Source organism: Propioniciclava sp. LT432 (genome assembly GCF_059515965.1).
Genome location: NZ_JCAKNE010000002.1, coordinates 21,178 through 41,873 on the forward strand (window position 1 = coordinate 21,178; position 20,696 = coordinate 41,873).

Genomic DNA, 20,696 nt, shown 5'->3' on the forward strand with positions numbered 1-20,696 from the left:
GAGACGTGGAGATCGACTGGAAAGCCCTGCGAGCGGCCGCGAACGAGGCCTGCGCGCGGGCGTACGCGCCCTACTCCGGCTACCGGGTCGGGGCCGCCGCCCTGGTGTCCGACGGCCGGATCGTCACCGGCTGCAACGTGGAGAACGCCGCCTACGGCGTCACGCTGTGCGCCGAGTGTGGGTTGGTCTCCGACCTCGTCCGCGGCGGCGGGGGGCGTCTGGTGGCGTTCACCTGCTGCAACGCCGACGCGGACGTGATCATGCCGTGCGGTCGTTGTCGACAACTGCTGTGGGAGCACGGTGGCCCGTCGTTGCTCCTCGAGACCCCACTCGGGCTCCGCACTCTCGACGAGATGCTGCCCCAGGCGTTCAGCGTCGCGGACCTCGATGCCGTGGAGGAGTCCCGTGACCGTCGACCATGAACTCATCGCCCGGCTGCCCAAGGTGGCTCTGCACGACCACCTCGATGGAGGGCTGCGTGCCGCGACGGTCGCCGAGTTCGCCCACGAAGCGGGCCACCCCCTGCCCGCGCCCCCGACCGAGCTGGCGGAGTGGTTCTTCGACGCCGCGGACTCCGGCTCTCTCGTGCGCTACCTGACGACGTTCGACCACACCATCGCCGTCATGCAGACCGCCGAACAGCTTCAGCGGGTCGCCCGAGAGTGGGTCGAGGACCTCGCCGCCGACGGCGTCGTCTACGGCGAAGCGCGCTGGGCGCCCGAACAACACACACGACGTGGGCTCTCGCTGGTGGACGCCGTCGCGGCGGTCGGCGCGGGCCTCGCCGAGGGCATGGCCGCGTCCGCGGCGTCCGGTGCGCCGATCGTGGTGAGGCAGCTGGTGACGTCGCTGCGGCACACCGCCCCGAACCCCGAGGTTGTCGAGCTCGCGGTGGCGGGGGAGCACCTCGTCGCAGGTTTCGACCTGGCGGGCCCCGAGGACGGCTTCGGTGCCGAATTGCACGCGGCATCATTCGCCCGGTTGCGCGAGACCTTCACCCCCTTCACCGTGCACGCCGGCGAGGCCGCAGGCGTGGCGTCCGTCGCCGGTGCCCTGCAGGTCGGCGCCCTCCGACTCGGGCACGGGGTGCGCGTGGTCGAGGACATCACTCGCGACGAGTCCGGCTGGCGGTTGGGGCCGGTGGCGCGGTGGGTGCTGGACCGGCGGATCCCGCTCGAGGTGAGTCCCAGCTCGAACCTGCAGACGGGCGTGTGCGCGACCATGGCCGAGCACCCCTTCGGACTGCTCGAGCGCCTCGGCTTCGTCGTGACGATCAACTGCGACAACCGCCTGATGAGCCGCACCTCGTACTCGCGTGAGACCCGGTTGCTCGCCGAGGCCTTCGGCTACGGTCGGGCCGACCTCGAGCGCTTCACCACGGACGCCGTGCGCGCGGCCTTCCTGCCGCACGAGGAGCGCGAGCGGATCATCGCCGAGGTCGTGGCGCCCGGGTTCGCCGCGGCGTGAGGGGCGTCAGGGGAAGAGCTTGACGCCCAGGCCGTGGGCCACGATGCCGGCGATGCCGAGCAGCACGGCGATCCCGACGACACCGAAGGCCGTCCAGGCCAGGGCACGATGGAGCGTGACGTTCACGCCCGGCTCGGTCGCGAAGGCCAACTGCCGCACACCGAGGGAGAACAGGGCCGGGAGTCCGGCGCCGAGGAGCAGGCCGACGGCGAGCACCTTCCACACCGCATCCAACGCCGCCAAGGCCTGCGTCATCGGGGCACCTCCTCGGTGTGCAGGGCGGCCGGGGTGTCCGGTGCCTCCCAGTCGTCGTTGACGTTGTGGTGGCCGATGGGTCGCAGGCGGGAGTGCAGCCACATCCACAGGGCGAGCCCCACCATGACGGCGACGATCGTGATCGGACCGAACCAGGGTCCCAGGGCCGTACCGATCCACCACATGACGGCGGCGACCAGGCCGGCGCAGGGCAGCGTGATGAGCCAGGCGAGGGCCATCCGGCCGACGATGGACCAGCGCACCTCCGCCCGCCGGCCCAGCCCCGTGCCCAGGATCGAGCCGGTGGCCACGTGCGTGGTCGACAACGCGAACCCGAGCTGGGAACTCGACAGGATGACGGCGGCGGAGGACGCCTCGGCCGCCATCCCCTGGGGGGACGAGATCTCGACCAGCCCCTTGCCCATGGTGCGGATGATGCGCCAGCCACCGAGCCAGGTACCCGATGCGATGGCGACCGCGCAGGCGACCTTCACCCACAGGGGAATGGCGTGGGTGTCGAACCAGTGCCCCGACCCGATCAGCGCCAGCGTGATGACGCCCATCGTCTTCTGCGCGTCGTTGGCACCGTGCGCCAAGGAGACCAAGGACGCAGTACCCACCTGACCCCAGCGCAAGCCCTCGTCCATGATGCCCTCGGCCACGCCGCGGGCGATCCGGAAGACGAGCCACGTGCCCACTGTCGCGACCAGGACGGCGATGAGGGGCGACGCGAGGCCGGGCAGGATGACCTTGCCCACCACGCCGTCCAGCTTCGCGCCCTCACCGACCCACTTGACGCCGTCGATGCCGAGGCCTGCGATCGTCCCCCCGATCAGGCCGCCGAACATGGCGTGCGAGGAGCTCGAGGGGAGGCCACGCAGCCACGTGATGAGGTTCCACACGATGGCGCCGGTGAGGCCGGCGAGCAGGATCAGGAGCAGTGGGCGTCCGCCGTCGGTGAGGAGTTCGGCGCGGGGCGTCCCGTCGGGGTTCTGGATGCGGATGACAGCGTTGGTGACAGTGAGCGCCACCTCCACGGAGAGGAAGGCGCCGACAAGGTTCAGGACGGCGCAGAGGGCGACGGCCAGCTTCGGGGTCAGCGCGCGCGTGGCGATGGAGGTGGCCATCGCGTTGGCGGTGTCATGGAAACCATTGGTGAAGTCGAAGGCCAGCGCCGTCACGACGGCCAGCACCAGCAGGACCAGCTCGGGGGTCACGTCTCAAAATTTGTATCCTCGTGTTGACCGAGAGTTCACCTTCGGCGAGCCGGTTGCCACGGGTGGGTCGTGGGGCCGCCGCAGACCGGTCGGCAACCGCCGTTGCCCTAGGATCGAACCCATGACTTCTCGGATCCTCACCGCCGCAGCCTGGCCGTACGCGAACGGGCCGCGCCACATCGGGCACGTGTCCGGCTTCGCCGTGCCCGCGGACGTCTTCTCCCGCTACCAGCGCATGGTCGGGAACGACGTCCTCATGGTGTCGGGGACCGACGAGCACGGCACCGCGATCCAGGTGAAGGCCGACTCCGAGGGCCTGACCGCGCGCCAGACCGCCGACAAGTACCACCAGGTCATCGTCGAGGACCTGCAGGCCCTCGGCCTCTCGTACGACCTCTACACGCGCACCACGACGCTGAACCACCGGGCCGTCGTGCAAGAGCTCTTCACCTCCCTGCACCGCAACGGCTATGTCGTGGCGAAGAAGCAGATGGGCGCCATCTCCCCGTCGACCGGCCGGACCCTGGCCGACCGCTACATCGAGGGCGAGTGCCCGCACTGCGGCTTCGACGGGGCACGCGGCGACCAGTGCGACAACTGTGGCCGCCAGTTGGACCCGATCGACCTGAAGAACCCGCGCAGCCGCATCAACGGCGAGGTTCCGCAGTTTGTCGAGACCGAGCACTTCTTCCTCGACCTGCCGGCCCTGGCCGAGCAGCTGCAGCAGTGGCTGGCCACGCGCACCGACTGGCGGCCGAATGTGATCCGGTTCAGCGAGCAGTTCGCGAAGGAACTGCAACCCCGCGCCATCACCCGTGACCTCGACTGGGGCGTCCCCATCCCGTTGGAGGGGTGGGCGGACGCCGCGATGAAGCGCATCTACGTGTGGTTCGACGCCGTGATCGGGTACCTGTCGGCGTCCGTGGAATGGGCGCGGCGCTCGGGCGATCCCGAGGCGTGGAAGAACTGGTGGCACGACGGGGGCGCCGAGTCCTACTACTTCATGGGCAAGGACAACATCACCTTCCACACCGTCATCTGGCCGGGCATCCTTCTCGGTGCCAACGGTGAGGGCTCGAAGGGGGGCACGCCGTCCGAGACGCTCGGTCGCCTCGACCTGCCCACCGAGATCGTCAGCTCGGAGTTCCTGACCATGTCGGGGTCCAAGTTCAGCTCCTCCCGCAACAAGGTCATCTACGTGCGCGACTTCCTCGCCGAGTTCGGCCCGGACGCGCTGCGCTACTACATCGCCGTGGCCGGCCCCGAGAACCAGGACACGGATTTCACGTGGGACGAATTCGTTCGCCGCACCAACTACGAACTCGCCAACGAGTGGGGCAACCTCGTCAACCGGTCGGTCTCGATGGCGCACAAGAACGTCGGTGCCATCCCCGCTGCGGGCGAGCTGACGGACGCCGACCGCGCCCTTCTGGACGCCTGCCGCGCGGGTTACGAGACCATCGGCGGACTGCTGGGGCGCGCGAAGTTCAAGCAGGCCATCACCGAGGCCATGCGGATCGTCTCGCTCGCGAACAAGTACCTGTCCGACGAGGAGCCCTGGAAGAAGAAGGGAGACCCGGCCCGCCGGGACACGATCCTCTACGTGGCCCTCCAGGCAGTGCAGGACTGCAACACCCTTCTGACGCCGTTCCTGCCGCACTCGGCGCAGAAGGTGCACGAGGCGCTCGGGGGCACCGGCGTCTGGGCGGCGCAGCCCGAAATCGTGACCGTCTCCGAGGAGGGAGCGCCGGACTACCCGGTGCTCATGGGGGACTACAAGTCCGAGCAGGCCCGGTGGGAGTCGCATCCGATCGCCGTGGGGACCGCATTGGTCAAGCCCACCCCGATCTTCACGAAGCTGGACGAGAAACTCGGCGAGACCGGCCCCGCGTGGGCGCCGGTCGTTCCCACGGAGGTCTGAGCCGATGGTGGCGTCCGGGCCCGAGCAGTGGGCGGCCGTCGACGAGCGGCTGGCCGTCTTCGCCCGGGAGGACGCCGCCCTGGCCGCGGCCCGCACCTCCGCCGAGGTGACGAGCCCGGGCATCGAGGTCTCCCGCCAGTTCGGGCGCCTGCTCCACCTGCTGGCGGCGGCGTCCGGGGCCCGTCGCGTGCTCGAGTTCGGGACGCTGGCGGGCTACTCGACCATCTGGTTGGCGCGTGCGGTGGGCCCGTCCGGCCGCGTCGTGTCGATCGAGGTCGATCGCGGCAACGCGGCCGTGGCCCGGCGGCACCTCGAGGACGCCGGCGTCTCGGCCTGGGTGGACATCCACTGCGGACACGCCGCCGACGTCTCGGCGCGGATGCTCGCCGCCGGGGTCGAACCCTTCGACTTCGTGTTCCTCGACGCGGACAAGGCCTCCCTGCCCACGTACGTGGAGCGCGCGCTCGCGTTGACCAGGGTCGGGGCGCTCATCGTCATCGACAACGTCGTGCGCGGTGGACGCATCCTCGAGCCCGGGAGCGACCCGCAGGTCGCGGGGGTGGTGGCCGCGCTGGGTGCACTCCAATCCGACGACCGCGTCCAGGTCTCCATCACCCAGACGGTGGGGGAGAAGGGGTGGGACGGCTTCGCCGTGCTGCGCAAGGTCGCCTGAGCGCGCCGTTGCAGCGTCAGGCGGCCACGGCGTCCGCCTCGGGTTGGCGCGCGTAGCGCGAGGCCAACCACGAGCAGGCCATGAGTTGCGCCTGGTGGAACACCATCAACGGCAGCATGATCAGGCCGATCGGCTGGCCCGCGAACAGGACGACCGCCATGGGCAGGCCGGTGGCCAGCGACTTCTTGGTACCGCACATCTGGATGGCGATGACGTCCGCGCGGTTGAAGCCCAGACGCTTGGCGGTGAACCAGGTGAGCCAGAGCATGAACACCAGCAGGACGAGACACACGGCGACGAGGGCCACGATGTCGGTCCAGCCGACCATCGACCAGATGCCCTCGCGGATGCCCTGGGAGAACGCCGAGTAGACGACCATCACGATGGAGGCCTGGTCGAACAGCTTGAGCTTCTTGTGCCGCTTCACGAAGTCCGCGGTCCAGCGGCGGGACAGCTGGCCCAGGATGAACGGCAGCAGGATCTGGAGCACCAGGTCGACGATGGAGCCCAGGCCGACGTTGGCGTTGCCCGTCGTGTTCATCAGGGCGATCGCGAGCAGGGGCGTCAGGAAGACGCCGAGCAGGTTGGACGCCGACGCGCTGACGATGGCGCCGGCCACGTTGCCACGGGCGATGGACGTGAAGTTGATCGAACTCTGGACCGTCGACGGACAGAGCGTGACGTACACCATGCCGGGAACCAACGCGGGGGCCAGCGCCCAGTGCGGCAGGAGCCCGATCAGAAGCCCGATGAGGGGGAACACCACGAACGTGAACGTCAGGATCGTCAGGTGAAGCTTCCAGTGCTTGAGGCCCTGCAGCGCCTCGCTCGGATGCAGGCGCGCCCCGTAGAGGAAGAACAGGAGGAAGATCGCAACCTTGGTGGCCACCGACAGGATGTCGGCCCCCACCCCGGAGGCGGGCAGGAACGATGCCACCACGGCCGCCGCGATGATCGCCATGAGGAAGGGGTCCAGCCTGAGCCGTGCTGCGTTTGCCACCCCGACACACTAGCCCGCGCCGCCGACGCGTGTGCGCACAACTGGCCCGCCCCCGCACCCCGGTGCGGGCACGACTATTGTTCTGACCCATGGTCGTAGCACGGGACTTCCACGAGATGGGCGAGGCACTGGGGGACGCGTCCGCGGTGTTGCGCAGCAACGCGGTGGCGGCAGGTCTGGACGCGGCGGTCCCGACCTGTCCCGGTTGGACGGTCCGCGACCTGGTCACCCATGTCGGGCTCGTCCACCGCTGGGCCGCCTCCCGCGTGTCCGGGGGCCGCGGTGAGCCCGAGGCGCTCGTCCTGGCCGAGGCCGAAGCCGTCCCCGACCTGCTCGACTGGTTCGACGACGGCATGGTGCAGCTGCTGAACGCCCTGGCCGGCGCCCCCGAGGACCTCGACGTCCGCTTCTTCCTCCCGGACGCCCCACCGCCGCGCGACGCGTGGTTGCGGCGCCAGGTCCACGAGACCACGATCCACGCGGTGGACGCGATGGCGGCACGGCTGGGCCGCGTCCCGCGCGGAGAGGAACTCTGGTTCACGCCCGGCCTCGCCGCGGACGGGGTCGACGAGTTCCTGACCGGCTTCCTCGTGCGCCGCCCCCCTGAGACCGACCTGCCACGCGCGGGCTCGGTCCTGTTCCGTGCCACGGACGTCGATCGCGCCTGGCGTGTCGAATTCACCCATGACGGCGCCATCACCACTCGCCACACCGGCGACGCGCCGGACGCCGACGTCACGGTGAGCGGCACGGCCCGCGAGTTGTTCCTGTCGGTGTGGAATCGCGGTCACGCGGCGACGGCGTCCGACCCGGCCTGGTGGGCCGAGTGGGCCGAGCGCGTCCGGGTCACTTGGGCGTGAACCTCGTCCCCGTCATGGACGCCGCCGACCCGCGGCTGTCCGACTACGTCGCCCTGCGCGACACCTCGCTGCGCAAGCACCTGGAGTCCGAGCGCGGGCTCTTCATGGCCGAGGGGGAGAAGGTCATCCGGCGTGCGGTGGAGGCCGGGCACGTGCCGCGGTCGTTCCTGCTGGCCGAGCGCTGGATCCCGGGGCTGGCCGATGTCATCGAGCGACATCCCCAGGCCCCGGTCTACGTCGTGTCCGAGGCGCTCGCCGAGCAGGTGACGGGGTTCCACGTGCACCGCGGGGCGCTGGCGTCCCTGCACCGGGCGGAGCCGACCCCGATGGTCGATCTGCTGGGGGCGCGCCGACTCGTCGTCGCCGAGGACATCGTCGACCACACGAACGTGGGGGCCATCATCCGCAACGCTGCGGGCTTGGGCTGGGACGGAGTCCTGCTGGCCCCGCGCGCGGCCGACCCACTCTACCGCCGGTCGATCAAGGTCAGCATGGGGACGGTCTTCTCGCTGCCGTGGGCCCGGGTGGACGACTGGGCCACCGCCCTGCCGACGCTGCGGGGGGCCGGCTTCACCGTGGTGGCGTTGGCGCTCACCGAGGACGCCGTGGCGCTGGACGACTACGTGGCCGCGGGGCTGCCCGACAAGCTCGCCGTCGTGGTCGGGACGGAGGGCGAGGGGCTGTCGCGGCGCTGGGTCGAGCAGGCGGACATCGTCGTCCAGATCCCCATGCAGCACGGGGTCGACTCGCTCAACGTCGCCGCCGCGACCGCCGTGGCGTGCTGGGCGCTGCGCTGAGTTGCGTCAGAGGTCGCTGCGCTGAGCCGCGTCAGAGGTCGTTGCCGGTGACCTTCTTGGGCGTGACCGGCCAGTCGTCGGGGTAGAGGTGCACGAGGGCGTCGTGCTGCTCCTGGAGCTTCCGGAAGGAGCGCGTCGAGAGTCTGTCGCCGAAGACGGTGCCGTTGAGATGGTCCGTCTCGTGCTGCAGACAGCGGGCGAGGAGCCCGTCGCCCTCGATGACCACCTCGTTGCCCCACGGGTCGACGCCGGTGCAGGTCGCGTGGTCCGGACGGGCCAGCGGCTGGTAGCCGCCCGGGAACGACAGGCAGCCCTCGTCGGTCTTGTCCAGCACACGATCCTTGCCGGTGGGGGTCGTCACGACCGGGTTGCAGACGGCGCCGACACGAACGTGCTCGTCGGCGTCCGGGCACTCGTAGACGAACAGGGAGAGGCCCAGACCGACCTGCGTGGCCGCCAAACCGACGCCGCGGGCGGCCCGCATGGTGGCGAACATGTCGCGGACGAGCTCACGCAGCTCGTCGTCGAACACGGTGATCGGCTCGGTCTCCTCATGCATCACCGGGGTGCCCCACCGGGTGATGGGCAGGATCTTCCCGCCGGTCATGAGTTCCTCGATCGCCATCTCTCTCCTCCGCGTGCCTGTGCGCTGGGCAACCCCACCATTCTGGCACGCTGGCGGGTATGCAGCCCTCCTCCGAGGCCACGGTGGCCCCCGGCCTCGCGCGCGACCTGGCGGCCTGGGCCGACCACCTGCGGCTGGGCCGCAACCTGTCCGAGAACACGCGACGCGCCTACGCCGGTGACCTGCTCGACCTGGCGACCTGGGTCGCGACCCGCGGCGTCTCGTCGTGGGGACAGGTCGACCACCGCCTCCTGAGGGCCTGGCTCGCCGACCTGCACCGGCGCGGGGCCGAGCGGACGACGATGGCCCGGCGTGCCACCGCCGCGCGGGTGTTCTTCGCCTGGGCCCATGCGGACGGACGGGTGGCCACGGATCCCGGTAGCGCGCTCCAGTCGCCGCGCGCGGCGCGCACCCTGCCCCCGACCATCGACCGCGGCGTCATGACGGACCTGTTCGCCCACTTGGAGGGCCGCGTGGGGGCCGCGGAGGACGACACCGAGCGTGCGCTGGCGACCCGGGACCTCGCCATGGTGGAGGTGCTGTACTCCGCGGGCCTGCGCGTCGCCGAACTGTGCGGACTCGACACCACCGGCATCGACCGGGCCCGCGGACTGCTGCGCGTGCGCGGGAAGGGCGACAAGGAGCGCTCCACCCCGCTCGGCGACCCCGCGCGGCGTGCGCTCGAGGCGTGGCTGCGGGAGCGCAGCCACGTGGCCGGGCCGGACGCCGGCGCCGCGGTCTTCGTCGGGGCGCGGGGGAGCCGGATCGACCCGCGCGTCGTCCGTCGGGTGGTGCATGCGGCCCTGGACGCCGTCCCGGACGCCCCCGACCTCGGTCCCCACGGGCTGCGCCACGCCATGGCCACGCACCTTCTCGAGGGCGGGGCGGACCTGCGATCGGTTCAGGAGATCCTCGGGCACGCCTCGGTCGGGACGACGCAGATCTACACCCACGTCAGCAACGACCGCCTGCGCGACGCGTTCCGGCAGGCACATCCGCGCGCCTGAGAGACGCCGAGAGCCCGTCGGTCGCGCCCGGTAGCGGGCGTTGACGTCGAGGGTCGAGAACTGGCGGCCCGTGGCCGCAGCCGGATGGTAGAACTGGTGGGGATGGATTCCGCCTGCCTGGCGTTTTCTACACCGGCACGATCAACGTCTACGTGATCCAGACCCTCGCCCTCGTGGACGTGCCGGTGGAGAGTGGCGGCACCGTGGGAGGATCCTCCAGACTGGACAGCGAGTCGGTAGCGCCATCGGCATGGCCATCGTCCCCGGGATCTGGTTCGCCACCTTCGCCCAGGGCCCGGCACCCGCCCACGCCGCCATCTGCGGATTCGTGATCATCGGCCTGGTCGTCCATGTCCTGGCTCGTCGGGAGGCGCCGCTGTCTGCCGGACAGCCCTGACCCGGTGTGTCCCGCACGGTCGCGCCGAGGGCGCTGTGAAGGCGCCGGGAGGGTCCCGCCAACTGGCGTTCCTGCTCAGATCCAACCGCGTCGTTTGAAGGCGAGGTAGAGACCGGCACATACCAGGACCATCAGAAAGACGGCGAAAGGATAGCCCAGCACCCAGTCGAGTTCGGGCATGTGCGTGAAGTTCATGCCGTAGATGGTGCCGACGAGTGTGGGCGCGAAGAGGATGGCAGCCCACGAGGAGATGCGTTTGACTTCTTCACTCTGGGCCAGGCTCGCTTGGGTGAGCCGATGCGTCTCCTCGTTCTGCCGCTCTCCGACGAGGGTGGCGTTCACCGTGAGGATGCTCTCCAGCAGGACACGGAAGGCGTCCACTCGCTCGATGACGCGTACCGCGTGGTCCTCGACATCGCGAAGGTAGCGCTGCAACTCTGGGTCGACCTTGTAGTTGTCGAAGCCCGCGCGCAACGCGCTCAGGATGCCTGCCAACGGTCGGGTGGCCCGCTGCAGCTCGATCACTTCCCGAAACAGTTGGTAGACCCGCCGCGACACCGACTGGTCGCCGGAGAACACCTGGTCCTCGATCTCGTCGATGTCGTTCTCGACGCCGGCGACCACCGGCGCGTATTCGTCGACGACCTGGTCGAGGATGGCGTACAGCACCGCCTCGGGGCCGAGCTTCAGCAGGTTCGGTGTGCGTTCCATCCTGCTGCGCACCGAGGCAAGGTTGGGCGATTCGGCGTGGCGCACGGTCACCACCCAGTCCTTACCGGTGAAGATGTGAAGCTCGCCGAGTTCGACTCGTTCCTCCGTCTCGATGTAGCGAGCAGGGCGCAGGACCGTGAACAGGACGTCGTCGTAGCGCTCGAGCTTGGGCCGCTGGTGCGCCTTGATCGTGTCCTCGATGGCGAGGTGATGGATGGTGAACTCCCGCGCGACGGAGAGGACCTCCTCGCGGGGTGGTCGGTACAGGCCGATCCACGCCATCCCACCTTGATCGCGCAGGGCCTCGTACGCCATGTCGAGGGATGACGGTTCCGCCACGCGTCGGCCATCCACATAGATGGCATTGTCGACCACCGCCATGTCAGCTCCTCGCGCGAACGGGCGTCCCCCTGGGCGGCCGCAGTCTAGCTGGCCACGTGGCCCTCGGCGGGAACCGTGCGATGGCGGGGCGAGCCTCGGAGGGTTGTGCTGCGCGCACGCAGGGAGAACAGTTGTCAGTGGCAGGGGTGCCTCCCAGCCTTGGTAATCACAGGAGTTGCCATGACCAGCAACCCGGAGCCGACCTTCGCCGAGGTGGGGGAACCGACCACCCCCGCGCAGGCTGACGCGTTGACACCCCCCAGTCCACAGCAAAAGTTGGCGAGGGGGCACGGCGCCTTGGGGGCTTTGACGCTGGGGGCGTTGGGGGTGGTGTTCGGCGACATCGGGACCAGCCCCCTGTACGCCCTGCAGACGGTGTTCAGCGCGGAGCACAATGCAGTCGCCCCGACGCGTGAGGACGTTTTCGGAGTGATCTCAATGGTCTTTTGGGCGATCACCATCGTGGTGTCCTACGGGTATGCGGCCTTGATCATGCGCGCCGACAACGACGGCGAGGGAGGCATCTTGTCACTGGTGGCTCTCCTGCGCCGCCACCTGTCGGAAAACGGCCGGCCGATGGCCGTCACGCTTGTCATGGGAGTCGTCGGTGCCGGCCTGTTCTACGGCGACAGCGTGATCACGCCGGCCATCTCCATCATGTCGGCCATCGAGGGCCTCTCGGTCGTGAACGAGAGCTTCCACAGCCTGGTGCTCCCTCTTTCGGTGCTGGTCCTGACCGGGCTGTTCTCGGTGCAGCGCTTCGGGACGGGCAAGGTGGGCCGGCTCTTCGGACCCATCATGGCGGCCTGGTTCCTCACCCTCGCCGCGCTGGGGATCCCGCACGTGGTGACCACGCCGGAGATCCTCGGTGCGATCTCTCCGCACCACGCGCTCGCCTTCGGCATCACCCACCCCGGGATCGCGTTCATCGCAGCTGGCGCCGTGGTCCTGACGGTGACAGGCGTGGAGGCGATGTACGCCGACATGGGCCACTTCGGCGCCAGGCCGATCCGGTTGGCGTGGTTTCGCGCTGGTCTTCCCCGCCCTGACGATCAACTACCTGGGCCAGGGTGCCGAGATCCTGCGCAACCCGAGCGCCGTTGCCAGCCCGTTCTTCCTGATGGCGCCCCCGTGGGCCCGCATCCCCTTGGTCGTCCTCGCCACGATGGCCACCATCATCGCCTCACAGGCAGTCATCTCCGGGGCGTTCTCGGTGTCGCGGCAGGCCGTGCGCGCAGGCCTCCTGCCGCGACTCAACGTGCACCACACCTCCAAGGAGGAGGGCGGTCAGATCTACATCCCGGCCATCAACTGGATCCTGTTCGTGGGCGTGGTGATGCTGATCGCTGTCTTCCGAAGCTCCGAGGCGCTGGCCAGCGCCTACGGTCTCGCAGTCACCGGCACGCTGCTGTTGGAGATGTCGATCTTCCTGATCCTGGCCCGCTTCGTGTGGCGTGTCGCGGTCTGGAAGATCACCGTCGCGGTCGTGCTCATCATGGGCGTCGAACTGGTCTTCTTCGCAGCCAACCTGGCGAAACTCCTGCACGGGGGCTGGTTGCCCCTGCTCATCGCCAGTGCGGTGGTGGTGGTCATGCTCACGTGGCGCGCCGGCGCGGCGTCCGTCCACGCCCGGCGGGAGGAGATCGAGGGCCCGCTGTCGGACTTCATCGACCTTCTCCACTCGCGGGCCATCCCCAGGGTGCCTGGACTTGCCGTGTTCCCTCACCCCAACAAGGTCACGACACCGCTCGCGCTGCGCCAAATTGTCGCCTTCACGCACGTGCTGCATCAGCAGATCGCCATCGTCAGCATCGTGAACGAGAACGTGCCCCACATCCGTCACGTCGACCGGGCCGTCGTCGACGACCTGGGCTACGTCGACGACGGCATCATCCACATCAGCTACCACGTCGGTTTCAACGACAGCCAGCACGTCCCCCGCGCCCTGGAGTGGGCCCGCGCCAAGGGACGCGAAACCAACAACCTGGACCCCGACAAGGCCTATTACTTCCTCTCGTCCCTGCGTCTGACCCGCCGGGATGTTCCCACGCTGCCCCGCTGGCGCCGGTCACTGTTCCTCTGGCTGGCCCGCAACGCCGCCGATCGGACCACCGTCTTCCACCTGCCCAGGGAACGCACGATCGTGATGGGCGGCCAACTGGAGATGTGAGACACCACCATGGGGATCCAAGTACGACCGGCGACGGACTTCGCCGACGTGGCGACGATGTTGGGACCCAAGCGTCCTGGCGCCAACGTGTGCTGGTGCTTGAGCTATCGACTCCCAGCGAAGGAGAACCGCGCCTTGCTCGGCACCGACCGTGGCGACAGGGTGGCTGAGCTGATGCGACAGGGCCCACCCGGCGTGCTCGCGCACGACGGCAACGACGTCGTCGGCTGGGCGGCGGTGCACCCCCGTGCCGACACTTCGTTCGCGACCAGCCGCAAGATCCCTCGCCTCGACGACTTGGACGTGTGGTCGGTGTGGTGCATCCGGGTGCGGCCCGGGCACCGCGGCAGGGGCATTTCCCATGCGCTCCTGGCTGGTGCGGTGGAGTTCGCCCGACAGTCTGGTGCGCCGGCGATCGAGGGCTACCCGGTCGACAACCAAGGGCAGAAGGTCGACCTGACCATGGCCTACGTTGGCACGCGCGCCCTGTTCGAGAAGGCCGGGTTCACCAAGGCCGCCGGCACCGACTCCGTGATCAACGGCTTCCCGCGCGTGCTCATGAGGCTCGACCTGCGCTGAGCGTCCCCTCCCACCCTGATGGGGCGCATCCCGTGAGCATGACCCGACGCCATCGGGAACCGTCGCACGCACGGCCGGTTTCGGCGCGGCCCAAGCGGGTACGAGACCCGGCAAACCTCCGGCCCGGGCACCCGGGTTCGGCCCGGCGAGCAGAGGAACCCCGCCATGTCCCCAAACCAGCCGCGCAACGACGTCCCGCTGAACCCTCCGTCAGGGCCGGGAGTGGCCAACCCACCCGTCGACGAGCCCACCGCTGCCGTCGCACCGCCGCCGCCCAAACCGTCGCAGCAGGGGCCGGCGACGGTCACGCCGACCGGCGCCCCGACCGGCGCGCCACCGGAGGCGTTCGCGCAGCAGGGCGAGTACCTGACCACCGCCCAGGGTGCTCGCCTCCGCACCACGGACCACGCCCTCAAGGCGGGGCCACGCGGCCCGGTCCTGCTGCAGGACCACCATCTCCGCGAGAAGATCACGCACTTCGACCACGAACGCATCCCCGAGCGCGTGGTGCACGCCCGCGGCACCGGCGCGCACGGCGTCTTCATCGCCAACGGCAGGGCGACCAAGATCTGCCGGGCCGCCTTCCTCAAGCGCGGCGTGGAGACGCCGACGTTCGTCCGGTTCTCCACCGTGGCGGGGTTCCGGGGCTCGTCCGACACGGTGCGCGACACGCGCGGTTTCGCGACGAAGTTCTACACCTCCGAGGGCAACTACGACCTGGTGGGCAACAACATCCCTGTCTTCTTCATTCAGGAGGGAATCAAGTTCCCTGACATCGTCCACGCGGTCAAGCCGGAACCCGACCGGGAGATACCGCAGGCGCAGAGCGCGCACGACACGTTCTGGGATTTCGTGTCGCTCCACACCGAGGCGCAGGCGCACGTCGCCTGGAGCATGTCGGACCGCGCCGTGCCGCTGTCCTACCGCATGATGGAGGGCTTCGGGGTCCACACCTTCCGCCTGATGAACGACGCGGGCGAGACCAGCCTGGTCAAGTTCCACTGGAAGCCGCGCCAGGGCGTCCACTCCCAGGTATGGGAGGAGACGCAGCTCACGGCCGGCAAGGATCCCGACTACCACCGCCGCGACCTCTACGACGCCATCGACGCCGGCGCCCACCCGGTGTGGGACCTCGGCGTCCAAGTGATGCCGGACACCGAGGACGAGACCTTCGAGGGCATCGACCTGCTCGACCCGACCAAGATCGTGCCGGAGGAACTCTGCCCGGTGGAGCTCATCGGCACCATGACCCTGAACCGACGCCCGATCAACTTCTTCGCCGAGACCGAGCAGGTCATGTTCAATCCCGGCAACCTCGTGCCCGGCATCGACATCACCAACGACCCGCTCCTCCAGGTGCGGTTGTTCTCCTACATCGACACCCAGATCACCCGCTTGGGTGGCCCGAACTTCAGCCAGATCCCCATCAACAGCCCGCACTGCCCGGTCAACGACATGTTCCGCGACGGCTTCCACCAGCACGCGGTGCACGGCGGTGTCGCGCCCTACCGGCCCAACTCGCTCGACGGGGGCAACCCGGCCGAGGCATCGGACGCCGATGGCGCCTTCATCGACGTGCCGACGCCGGTGGCGGGTGAGAAGGTGCGCGCCCTGTCTGCCAGCTTCGACGACCATTTCAGCCAGGTGACGCTCTTCGTCCGCTCGCTGAGCGAGGTCGAGCGCCAGCACCTGGCCCGCGCCTACACCTTCGAGCTCGGCAAGTGCTACGAGGAGTCGATCCGAGTGCGCCAGCTGCAGTGCCTGGCCAACATCGACGCCGCCCTCTGCGCCGAGGTCGCCCAGGGGTTGGGCCTGCCCGCCCCGGAGCCCACGGTTCCGCCGGCGACCGACGTCCAGCCCAGCCCCGCCCTGTCGCAGGTCGGCCGGGCGTGGCCGGTGACGGGCCGGAAGGTCGCGCTCGTGGTGGACGCCGACACCCCCGCCGCCCGCCTCAAGACAGCACGGGACGCCGTCGTCGGCGCCGGCATGCTGCCGTTCGTGGTGGCGCCGCAGGGCGGCCACATCGGCAAGACGACCATCGACCGGACCTTCCTCACCGCGGCGTCGGTCGAATTCGACGCTGTGCTCCTCCTCGACGCCCCCGCTCCGGGCGCGGACGCCGACCCGACCTTCGACGCCAAGGCCGGCCAGCCGGGCCCGGCCGACGTCGATCCGCGCGTCACGCTGCTGGTCGCCGAGCTGTTCCGCCACAGCAAGGCGATCGGTGCGACGCCGAACGCCGCTGCTGCCCTCGCCGCGGCGGGCGTCCCCGATGAGGCTGCCGGTGTCGTGGTCGCAGACCCGGACGCCGTGGTCGCCGAGTTCACCCGGCTGCTGGCCGGTCACCGGGTCTGGGAGAGGTTCGCGCCTCGCTGAGGCGTTCGCAACTCCAGCGGAGAGGCTCTCGCCCGGAAGGGCGAGGGACTTTCCTGTGGCTGTGCTGAATTGGATGGCTCTTGAGTCTGCCTGTGCTGTGGCTGCTCAACCGAGCCACCTCAAGGGATCGACGTGGCGCCCGTCAGCCTTCACGCCGAAGTGCAGATGGCAACCCGTGGACCAACCGGTGCTGCCCATCGTGCCCACCACTTGACCGCGCGTGAGGCGGTCGCCGACCTGCACGCGGTAGCCCTCCGCGTGCAGGTAGATCGTCTGCAGGTCCACGCCGCCGACCTGCCCGTGCGACAGGACCAGCCGCCAGCCGCCCGAACTGTCGTACCCCCGGTGGGTGACCACCCCGTCGGCGGCGGCGTACAGGGGTGTGCCGCAGGCCGCTGACAGGTCGACGCCGTTGTGCATGCGCCATTCCCGGAAGATCGGGTGCAACCGCATGCCGAAGCGGGAGCCGAGGCGTCCGGCGGTCGGCTGGGAGAGCGGACCCGAGCCACTAGGCCCCACCAAGCTGGTGACCACCCGCGCCGCCTCCCGCGAGGCTGCTCGCTTCGCAACGCCGGCGACAGCCGACTCCGGCAGCAGTCGGACCTGCTCCGCGACGAGCGACAAGGGGTCGAGGTACTCGTCGCCCCGTTTCAATCCCCAGTGCAGGCAGGCGGCGGCCGGGCAGGGCTGGTGCCCCGCCACGAGGCGTCCGACCCCGTCACCGGCGCCCACGCGGTGGCCGACCCGCACAGTGGCCACGACTGGCTCGAGCGTCGTGCGCTCGGTGCCATGGTCGACGACCACCACCGGCTTGCCCGCGACCACGCCCGCGAACGACACCACGCCGGGCGCGGGGGAGGCCACCACGGCGTCCGGCTCGCCGGCCAGGTCGACGCCCCGGTGGCCCGCACCCCAGCGCACCTCGGGCGGGTCGAATCCTCGCACCACGGGGCCGGCCAGCGGCCATGAGCCGGACGCCGCCACCGCGGCCGGAGTGCTCCACCACGTCATCATGGCCAACGCCACCACCCACATCCAGAATCTCCGCATGCCGGGGACACTAGGCGGCGCCCTCCACGTCGGTTGCCTTACGAGTTGGGCATCGGGCGTGCGCCTCGGGGCTGGCGGTGAGACACTGGAGCATGTCCCGGGCGAGGGCCCTCCTGCTCGTCGCGGTGGCGTTGGTCGCCGCAGGCTGTTCGTCGCCCCCGGCCGCCCCGGCGACGCCCATGCCGAACTGTGAGCCAACACCCGCGAGCACCGTTTGTCCCAGTGAGGGGCCGACGAGCGCCGTACCGACAAGCGCGGCCACGAACCTCCCGCCCACGGAACCCACGGCCAGTTGGTTGCCGACCGCGCCGGAGCCCACCGTCGCCCCCACGACTCCGCCGCCGGCCACCAGCGCACCGACGACCAAACCGCCCACGAGCGCACCGACGACGAAACCGCCCACGACCCAGCCGTCGGCGGCGTGCTCGATCCCCAGTGGGTTGCGCGGCGTGGACCTGACCCGGATGCCCACCACGGGCAAGGTGATCGCGCTCACCTTCGACGGCGGGGGAGACAACTCGGGGACCGCGTCCATCCTGCGCACCCTGGCGGACACCAGCAAGCCGGCCACGTTCTTCCTCACCGGGCAGTTCGCGGAGCGCTTCCCCGACGCGGCGCGGACCATCGCAGCCCGCTATCCGATCGGGAACCACACCCAGAACCACCCGGAGCTCACCCTGCAGTCGAACACGCGCGTCGTCGACGAGATCCGTGCCGGAGCCGCCTCGATCAAGCGCGCGACGGGGGTGGATACCCGGCCCTACTTCCGCTTCCCGTACGGGGACCGGGACGCGCGCACGATCGCCCTCGTCAACGACGAGTGCTACGTCCCGTTCCGATGGACGGTGGACACCCTCGGGTGGAAGGGGACCCTGAAGGGCGGTATGACCGCGGAGAAGGTCACCCAGCGGGTGCTGGACGGGGCCAGCAACGGCGGCATCATCCTCATGCACCTCGGCGCGAACCCGGATGACGGGACGACGCTCGACGCCGACGCCCTGCCGGCGATCATCGTGGGGCTGCGCCAGCGCGGCTACACCTTGGTGACGCTCGAACGCGTCCTGCCGGCAACTCCCTGAACGGCACGCTGGCCGGTGGTTTGGAGCACGGCCCGGCTGGGCCATAGCATGTCCCCAGCGACCCGGCAGATCCGGGTCGACTTCGCGTGCAGGCCACGTCGAACCTCCGCAGGTCCCCGGTGACGGGGTGGGGGAGCGGCGCTGCACCAGGCGGGGCTGAACGTCAGCCCTCAACCGAACCAGGCGGTCTCGCCCGGGCGCGTGAGCGTGCCGGCGCCCGTCCGCCGAGAAAGGAACGGCCATGGCCGTCGTGACCACGCGTCAGCTGCTCGAGAGCGGTGTCCACTTCGGACACCAGACCCGTCGTTGGAACCCCAAGATGAAGCGCTTCATCTTCGGTGAGCGCAACGGCATCTACATCATCGACCTGCAGCAGTCCCTCACCTACATCGACAAGGCCTACGCCTTCGTCAAGGAGACCGTCGCCCGCGGCGGCCAGATCCTCTTCGTGGGTACCAAGAAGCAGGCCCAGGAGGCCATCGCCGAGCAGGCCACCCGCGTCGGCATGCCCTACGTCAACCAGCGGTGGCTGGGCGGCATGCTCACCAACTACGCCACGATCTCCAAGCGGACCGCGAAGATGAAGGAGCTCGAGGCGATCGACTTCACCAACGTCGCCGCGTCCGGCCTCACGAAGAAGGAACTCCTCCAGGAGGAGCGCAAGAAGGACAAGCTGGAGAAGACCCTCGGTGGCATCCGCGACATGCACAGGCTGCCGCAGGCCATCTGGGTCGTCGACACCAAGAAGGAGCACCTCGCGATCGACGAGGCGCGCAAGCTTCGCATCCCGATCGTCGGCATCCTCGACACCAACTGTGACCCCGACGAGGTCGACTACGCGATTCCGGGCAACGACGACGCGATCCGCTCCGTCGCCCTGCTGACCCGCATCATCGCGGACGCCGCGGCCGAGGGCCTGCTGTCCCGCAGCTCGGGCGGCATCGCCACCGGTGTGGCCGAGGCCGAGCCCATGGCCGAGTGGGAGCGCGAGCTGTTGGGTGCCACGGCGCCCGCCGGCGTCGACGAGCGCGCCCAGTCCGTCGAGGTCGACCAGGCGGCCCCGGTCCCGGCCTCCGTCGGTGACGAGCCCGTCCCCGCCACCGTCCAGTCCGCCGGCTCCCCGGACAGCCCGGACTCCCCCGCGTCCCCGGATTCGCCCGACTCCCCGGCCAGCCCGGCGTCGGCGTCCGACGAGCAGTGACACCCACCCAAGCGAACAACCAGGAAGCGAGATTGTCATGGCGATCACCGCCCAGGACGTCAAGAAGCTCCGCGACGCCACCGGCGCCGGGATGATGGATGCGAAGAAGGCCCTCACCGAGGCTGAGGGAGACTTCGACGCCGCCATCGAGATCCTGCGTGTCACCGGCGCCGCCAAGGTGTCCAGCCGCTCCGACCGTGAGGCCACCAACGGCCTCGTCGCCGCCGCCGGCACGACGCTGATCCAGCTCGGTGCCGAGACCGACTTCGTCGCCAAGAACGACGAGTTCGTCGCGCTGGCCGCAAAGATCGCCGAGGCCGTGTCCAAGGCCGGCGCCACCGACGTTGAGGCCGCCAAGGCCGTCCGGCTCGGTGACTCCACCGTCGACGAGGCCGTGGCCACCCTGGCCGCCAAGATCGGCGAGAAGCTCGAGCTGGCTGCCGTGGCCACCTTCGAGGCGCCCGCTGCCATCTACCTCCACCGCCGCAGCCAGGACCTGCCCCCGCAGGTCGGCGTGATGGTCGAGTACACCGGTGGCGAGGACGAGTTCGTCCGCGCCATCGCGATGCAGATCGCCGCGATGCAGCCGCAGTGGGTCTCCCGTGAGGACGTCCCCGCTGACGTGCTCGAGAAGGAGCGCCACGTGGCCGAGCTCACCGCCAAGGAGGAGGGCAAGCCCGAGAACATCATCCCCCGCATCGTCGAGGGCCGTCTCGGTGGCTTCTTCAAGGAAGTCACCCTCCTCGAGCAGCCGTCCGTGTCCGACGACAAGAAGACCGTCGGCCAACTCCTCAAGGAGAACGGTGTGACCGTGAAGCGGTTCGTCCGCCTCGCCGCGGGCGCCTGACCTGCGCCTGATCCACTAGAGTGGCGGGGGAAGCCAGTGTCGTAGGGGCAGCCCCTCCTCCCCCTCACAACCCCCCCAAGGAA

The 20,696-nt window shown here is 69.8% G+C and carries 20 protein-coding genes and 1 pseudogene; 14 read left to right on the forward strand and 7 right to left on the reverse strand.

The window, feature by feature from the left end:
• The first annotated feature begins 5 nt into the window (after positions 1–5).
• A complete protein-coding gene (locus AC5YDV_RS01145; protein ID WP_496181769.1) occupies positions 6–422 on the forward strand; it encodes a cytidine deaminase in 417 nt (138 codons plus the stop codon).
• On the forward strand, positions 388–1,467 hold the full coding sequence (locus AC5YDV_RS01150; protein WP_496181770.1) for an adenosine deaminase: 1,080 nt from the start codon (positions 388–390) through the stop codon (positions 1,465–1,467). Before AC5YDV_RS01145 ends, AC5YDV_RS01150 begins: the two co-directional genes overlap by 35 nt.
• 6 nt (positions 1,468–1,473) lie before the next feature.
• Here AC5YDV_RS01150 and AC5YDV_RS01155 read toward each other — a convergent pair whose 3' ends face one another.
• Positions 1,474–1,722: a hypothetical protein gene (locus tag AC5YDV_RS01155; RefSeq protein WP_496181771.1), complete on the reverse strand. Its 249-nt coding sequence runs from the start codon at positions 1,720–1,722 to the stop codon at positions 1,474–1,476.
• Entirely contained in the window at positions 1,719–2,939 is a 1,221-nt protein-coding gene (locus AC5YDV_RS01160) for an inorganic phosphate transporter (RefSeq protein WP_496181772.1), read from the reverse strand. Before AC5YDV_RS01160 ends, AC5YDV_RS01155 begins: the two co-directional genes overlap by 4 nt.
• 121 nt (positions 2,940–3,060) lie before the next feature.
• On the opposite strand from AC5YDV_RS01160, the gene metG reads away from it, so the two are divergent.
• Complete coding sequence (gene metG, locus AC5YDV_RS01165; RefSeq protein WP_496181773.1) at positions 3,061–4,860, forward strand: methionine--tRNA ligase; 1,800 nt, start codon at positions 3,061–3,063, stop codon at positions 4,858–4,860.
• A gap of 4 nt (positions 4,861–4,864) precedes the next feature.
• On the forward strand, positions 4,865–5,533 hold the full coding sequence (locus AC5YDV_RS01170) for an O-methyltransferase (protein ID WP_496181774.1): 669 nt from the start codon (positions 4,865–4,867) through the stop codon (positions 5,531–5,533).
• Positions 5,534–5,549: 16 nt separating this feature from the next.
• On the opposite strand, the gene AC5YDV_RS01175 is transcribed toward AC5YDV_RS01170, so the two are convergent.
• Complete coding sequence (locus tag AC5YDV_RS01175; RefSeq protein ID WP_496181914.1) at positions 5,550–6,494, reverse strand: bile acid:sodium symporter family protein; 945 nt, start codon at positions 6,492–6,494, stop codon at positions 5,550–5,552.
• 128 nt (positions 6,495–6,622) lie between these two features.
• On the opposite strand from AC5YDV_RS01175, the gene AC5YDV_RS01180 reads away from it, so the two are divergent.
• Both AC5YDV_RS01180 and AC5YDV_RS01185 read left to right on the forward strand, forming a co-directional pair.
• The gene (locus tag AC5YDV_RS01180) at positions 6,623–7,393 is read left to right on the forward strand and encodes a maleylpyruvate isomerase family mycothiol-dependent enzyme (protein WP_496181775.1); all 771 of its coding nucleotides are present in this window, start codon (positions 6,623–6,625) and stop codon (positions 7,391–7,393) included.
• 14 nt (positions 7,394–7,407) lie between these two features.
• Positions 7,408–8,190 (forward strand): TrmH family RNA methyltransferase, encoded by a 783-nt coding sequence (locus tag AC5YDV_RS01185; protein ID WP_496181915.1) that lies wholly within the window; start codon positions 7,408–7,410, stop codon positions 8,188–8,190.
• Between the two features lie 31 nt (positions 8,191–8,221).
• On the opposite strand, the gene def is transcribed toward AC5YDV_RS01185, so the two are convergent.
• Entirely contained in the window at positions 8,222–8,815 is a 594-nt protein-coding gene (gene def / locus AC5YDV_RS01190; protein WP_496181776.1) for a peptide deformylase, read from the reverse strand.
• Positions 8,816–8,874: 59 nt separating this feature from the next.
• Here def and AC5YDV_RS01195 point away from each other — a divergent pair, with 59 nt between their 5' ends.
• The gene (locus tag AC5YDV_RS01195) at positions 8,875–9,822 is read left to right on the forward strand and encodes a tyrosine recombinase XerC (RefSeq protein WP_496181777.1); all 948 of its coding nucleotides are present in this window, start codon (positions 8,875–8,877) and stop codon (positions 9,820–9,822) included.
• Between the two features lie 250 nt (positions 9,823–10,072).
• The gene (locus AC5YDV_RS01200) at positions 10,073–10,219 is read left to right on the forward strand and encodes a hypothetical protein (protein ID WP_496181778.1); all 147 of its coding nucleotides are present in this window, start codon (positions 10,073–10,075) and stop codon (positions 10,217–10,219) included.
• Between the two features lie 75 nt (positions 10,220–10,294).
• Here AC5YDV_RS01200 and AC5YDV_RS01205 read toward each other — a convergent pair whose 3' ends face one another.
• Positions 10,295–11,311 carry a magnesium and cobalt transport protein CorA gene (locus tag AC5YDV_RS01205; protein WP_496181779.1) on the reverse strand — a complete coding sequence of 339 codons (1,017 nt, stop codon included), beginning with the start codon at positions 11,309–11,311 and terminating at the stop codon, positions 10,295–10,297.
• 297 nt (positions 11,312–11,608) lie between these two features.
• Here AC5YDV_RS01205 and AC5YDV_RS01210 point away from each other — a divergent pair.
• From AC5YDV_RS01210 to AC5YDV_RS01220, 3 genes and pseudogenes are all read left to right on the forward strand, one after another.
• Positions 11,609–13,481 (forward strand): annotated as a pseudogene (locus tag AC5YDV_RS01210) (potassium transporter Kup).
• 135 nt (positions 13,482–13,616) lie between these two features.
• Positions 13,617–14,060: a GNAT family N-acetyltransferase gene (locus tag AC5YDV_RS01215; RefSeq protein WP_496181780.1), complete on the forward strand. Its 444-nt coding sequence runs from the start codon at positions 13,617–13,619 to the stop codon at positions 14,058–14,060.
• Between the two features lie 165 nt (positions 14,061–14,225).
• Complete coding sequence (locus tag AC5YDV_RS01220) at positions 14,226–16,436, forward strand: catalase (RefSeq protein WP_496181781.1); 2,211 nt, start codon at positions 14,226–14,228, stop codon at positions 16,434–16,436.
• A gap of 105 nt (positions 16,437–16,541) precedes the next feature.
• On the opposite strand, the gene AC5YDV_RS01225 is transcribed toward AC5YDV_RS01220, so the two are convergent.
• A complete protein-coding gene (locus tag AC5YDV_RS01225; protein WP_496181782.1) occupies positions 16,542–17,486 on the reverse strand; it encodes a M23 family metallopeptidase in 945 nt (314 codons plus the stop codon).
• 10 nt (positions 17,487–17,496) lie between these two features.
• Positions 17,497–17,961: a hypothetical protein gene (locus tag AC5YDV_RS01230; protein WP_496192321.1), complete on the reverse strand. Its 465-nt coding sequence runs from the start codon at positions 17,959–17,961 to the stop codon at positions 17,497–17,499.
• Here AC5YDV_RS01230 and AC5YDV_RS01235 point away from each other — a divergent pair.
• The 3 genes from AC5YDV_RS01235 to tsf all read left to right on the forward strand — a co-directional run bounded on the left by AC5YDV_RS01235 (position 17,936) and on the right by tsf (position 20,613).
• Positions 17,936–18,565: a polysaccharide deacetylase family protein gene (locus AC5YDV_RS01235; RefSeq protein WP_496181784.1), complete on the forward strand. Its 630-nt coding sequence runs from the start codon at positions 17,936–17,938 to the stop codon at positions 18,563–18,565. The two genes, AC5YDV_RS01230 and AC5YDV_RS01235, sit on opposite strands and share 26 nt — an antisense overlap.
• 241 nt (positions 18,566–18,806) lie before the next feature.
• Complete coding sequence (gene rpsB / locus AC5YDV_RS01240) at positions 18,807–19,766, forward strand: 30S ribosomal protein S2 (RefSeq protein ID WP_496181785.1); 960 nt, start codon at positions 18,807–18,809, stop codon at positions 19,764–19,766.
• Positions 19,767–19,803: 37 nt separating this feature from the next.
• Positions 19,804–20,613, forward strand: a complete 810-nt coding sequence (gene tsf, locus AC5YDV_RS01245; protein ID WP_496181786.1) for a translation elongation factor Ts — start codon at positions 19,804–19,806, stop codon at positions 20,611–20,613.
• Positions 20,614–20,696 lie beyond the last annotated feature (83 nt).

Excerpts from the sequence above, each read along its gene's own strand:
- AC5YDV_RS01150 (WP_496181770.1), top strand. The coding sequence starts at position 388 with ATGCCGTGGAGGAGTCCCGTGACCGTCGACCATGAACTCATCGCCCGG.
- AC5YDV_RS01155 (WP_496181771.1), bottom strand. The coding sequence starts at position 1,722 with ATGACGCAGGCCTTGGCGGCGTTGGATGCGGTGTGGAAGGTGCTCGCC.
- metG (WP_496181773.1), top strand. The coding sequence starts at position 3,061 with ATGACTTCTCGGATCCTCACCGCCGCAGCCTGGCCGTACGCGAACGGG.
- AC5YDV_RS01170 (WP_496181774.1), top strand. The coding sequence starts at position 4,865 with ATGGTGGCGTCCGGGCCCGAGCAGTGGGCGGCCGTCGACGAGCGGCTG.
- AC5YDV_RS01175 (WP_496181914.1), bottom strand. The coding sequence starts at position 6,494 with ATGGCGATCATCGCGGCGGCCGTGGTGGCATCGTTCCTGCCCGCCTCC.
- AC5YDV_RS01180 (WP_496181775.1), top strand. The coding sequence starts at position 6,623 with ATGGTCGTAGCACGGGACTTCCACGAGATGGGCGAGGCACTGGGGGAC.
- AC5YDV_RS01185 (WP_496181915.1), top strand. The coding sequence starts at position 7,408 with ATGGACGCCGCCGACCCGCGGCTGTCCGACTACGTCGCCCTGCGCGAC.
- def (WP_496181776.1), bottom strand. The coding sequence starts at position 8,815 with ATGGCGATCGAGGAACTCATGACCGGCGGGAAGATCCTGCCCATCACC.
- AC5YDV_RS01195 (WP_496181777.1), top strand. The coding sequence starts at position 8,875 with ATGCAGCCCTCCTCCGAGGCCACGGTGGCCCCCGGCCTCGCGCGCGAC.
- AC5YDV_RS01200 (WP_496181778.1), top strand. The coding sequence starts at position 10,073 with ATGGCCATCGTCCCCGGGATCTGGTTCGCCACCTTCGCCCAGGGCCCG.
- AC5YDV_RS01205 (WP_496181779.1), bottom strand. The coding sequence starts at position 11,311 with ATGGCGGTGGTCGACAATGCCATCTATGTGGATGGCCGACGCGTGGCG.
- AC5YDV_RS01220 (WP_496181781.1), top strand. The coding sequence starts at position 14,226 with ATGTCCCCAAACCAGCCGCGCAACGACGTCCCGCTGAACCCTCCGTCA.
- AC5YDV_RS01225 (WP_496181782.1), bottom strand. The coding sequence starts at position 17,486 with ATGCGGAGATTCTGGATGTGGGTGGTGGCGTTGGCCATGATGACGTGG.
- rpsB (WP_496181785.1), top strand. The coding sequence starts at position 18,807 with ATGGCCGTCGTGACCACGCGTCAGCTGCTCGAGAGCGGTGTCCACTTC.
- tsf (WP_496181786.1), top strand. The coding sequence starts at position 19,804 with ATGGCGATCACCGCCCAGGACGTCAAGAAGCTCCGCGACGCCACCGGC.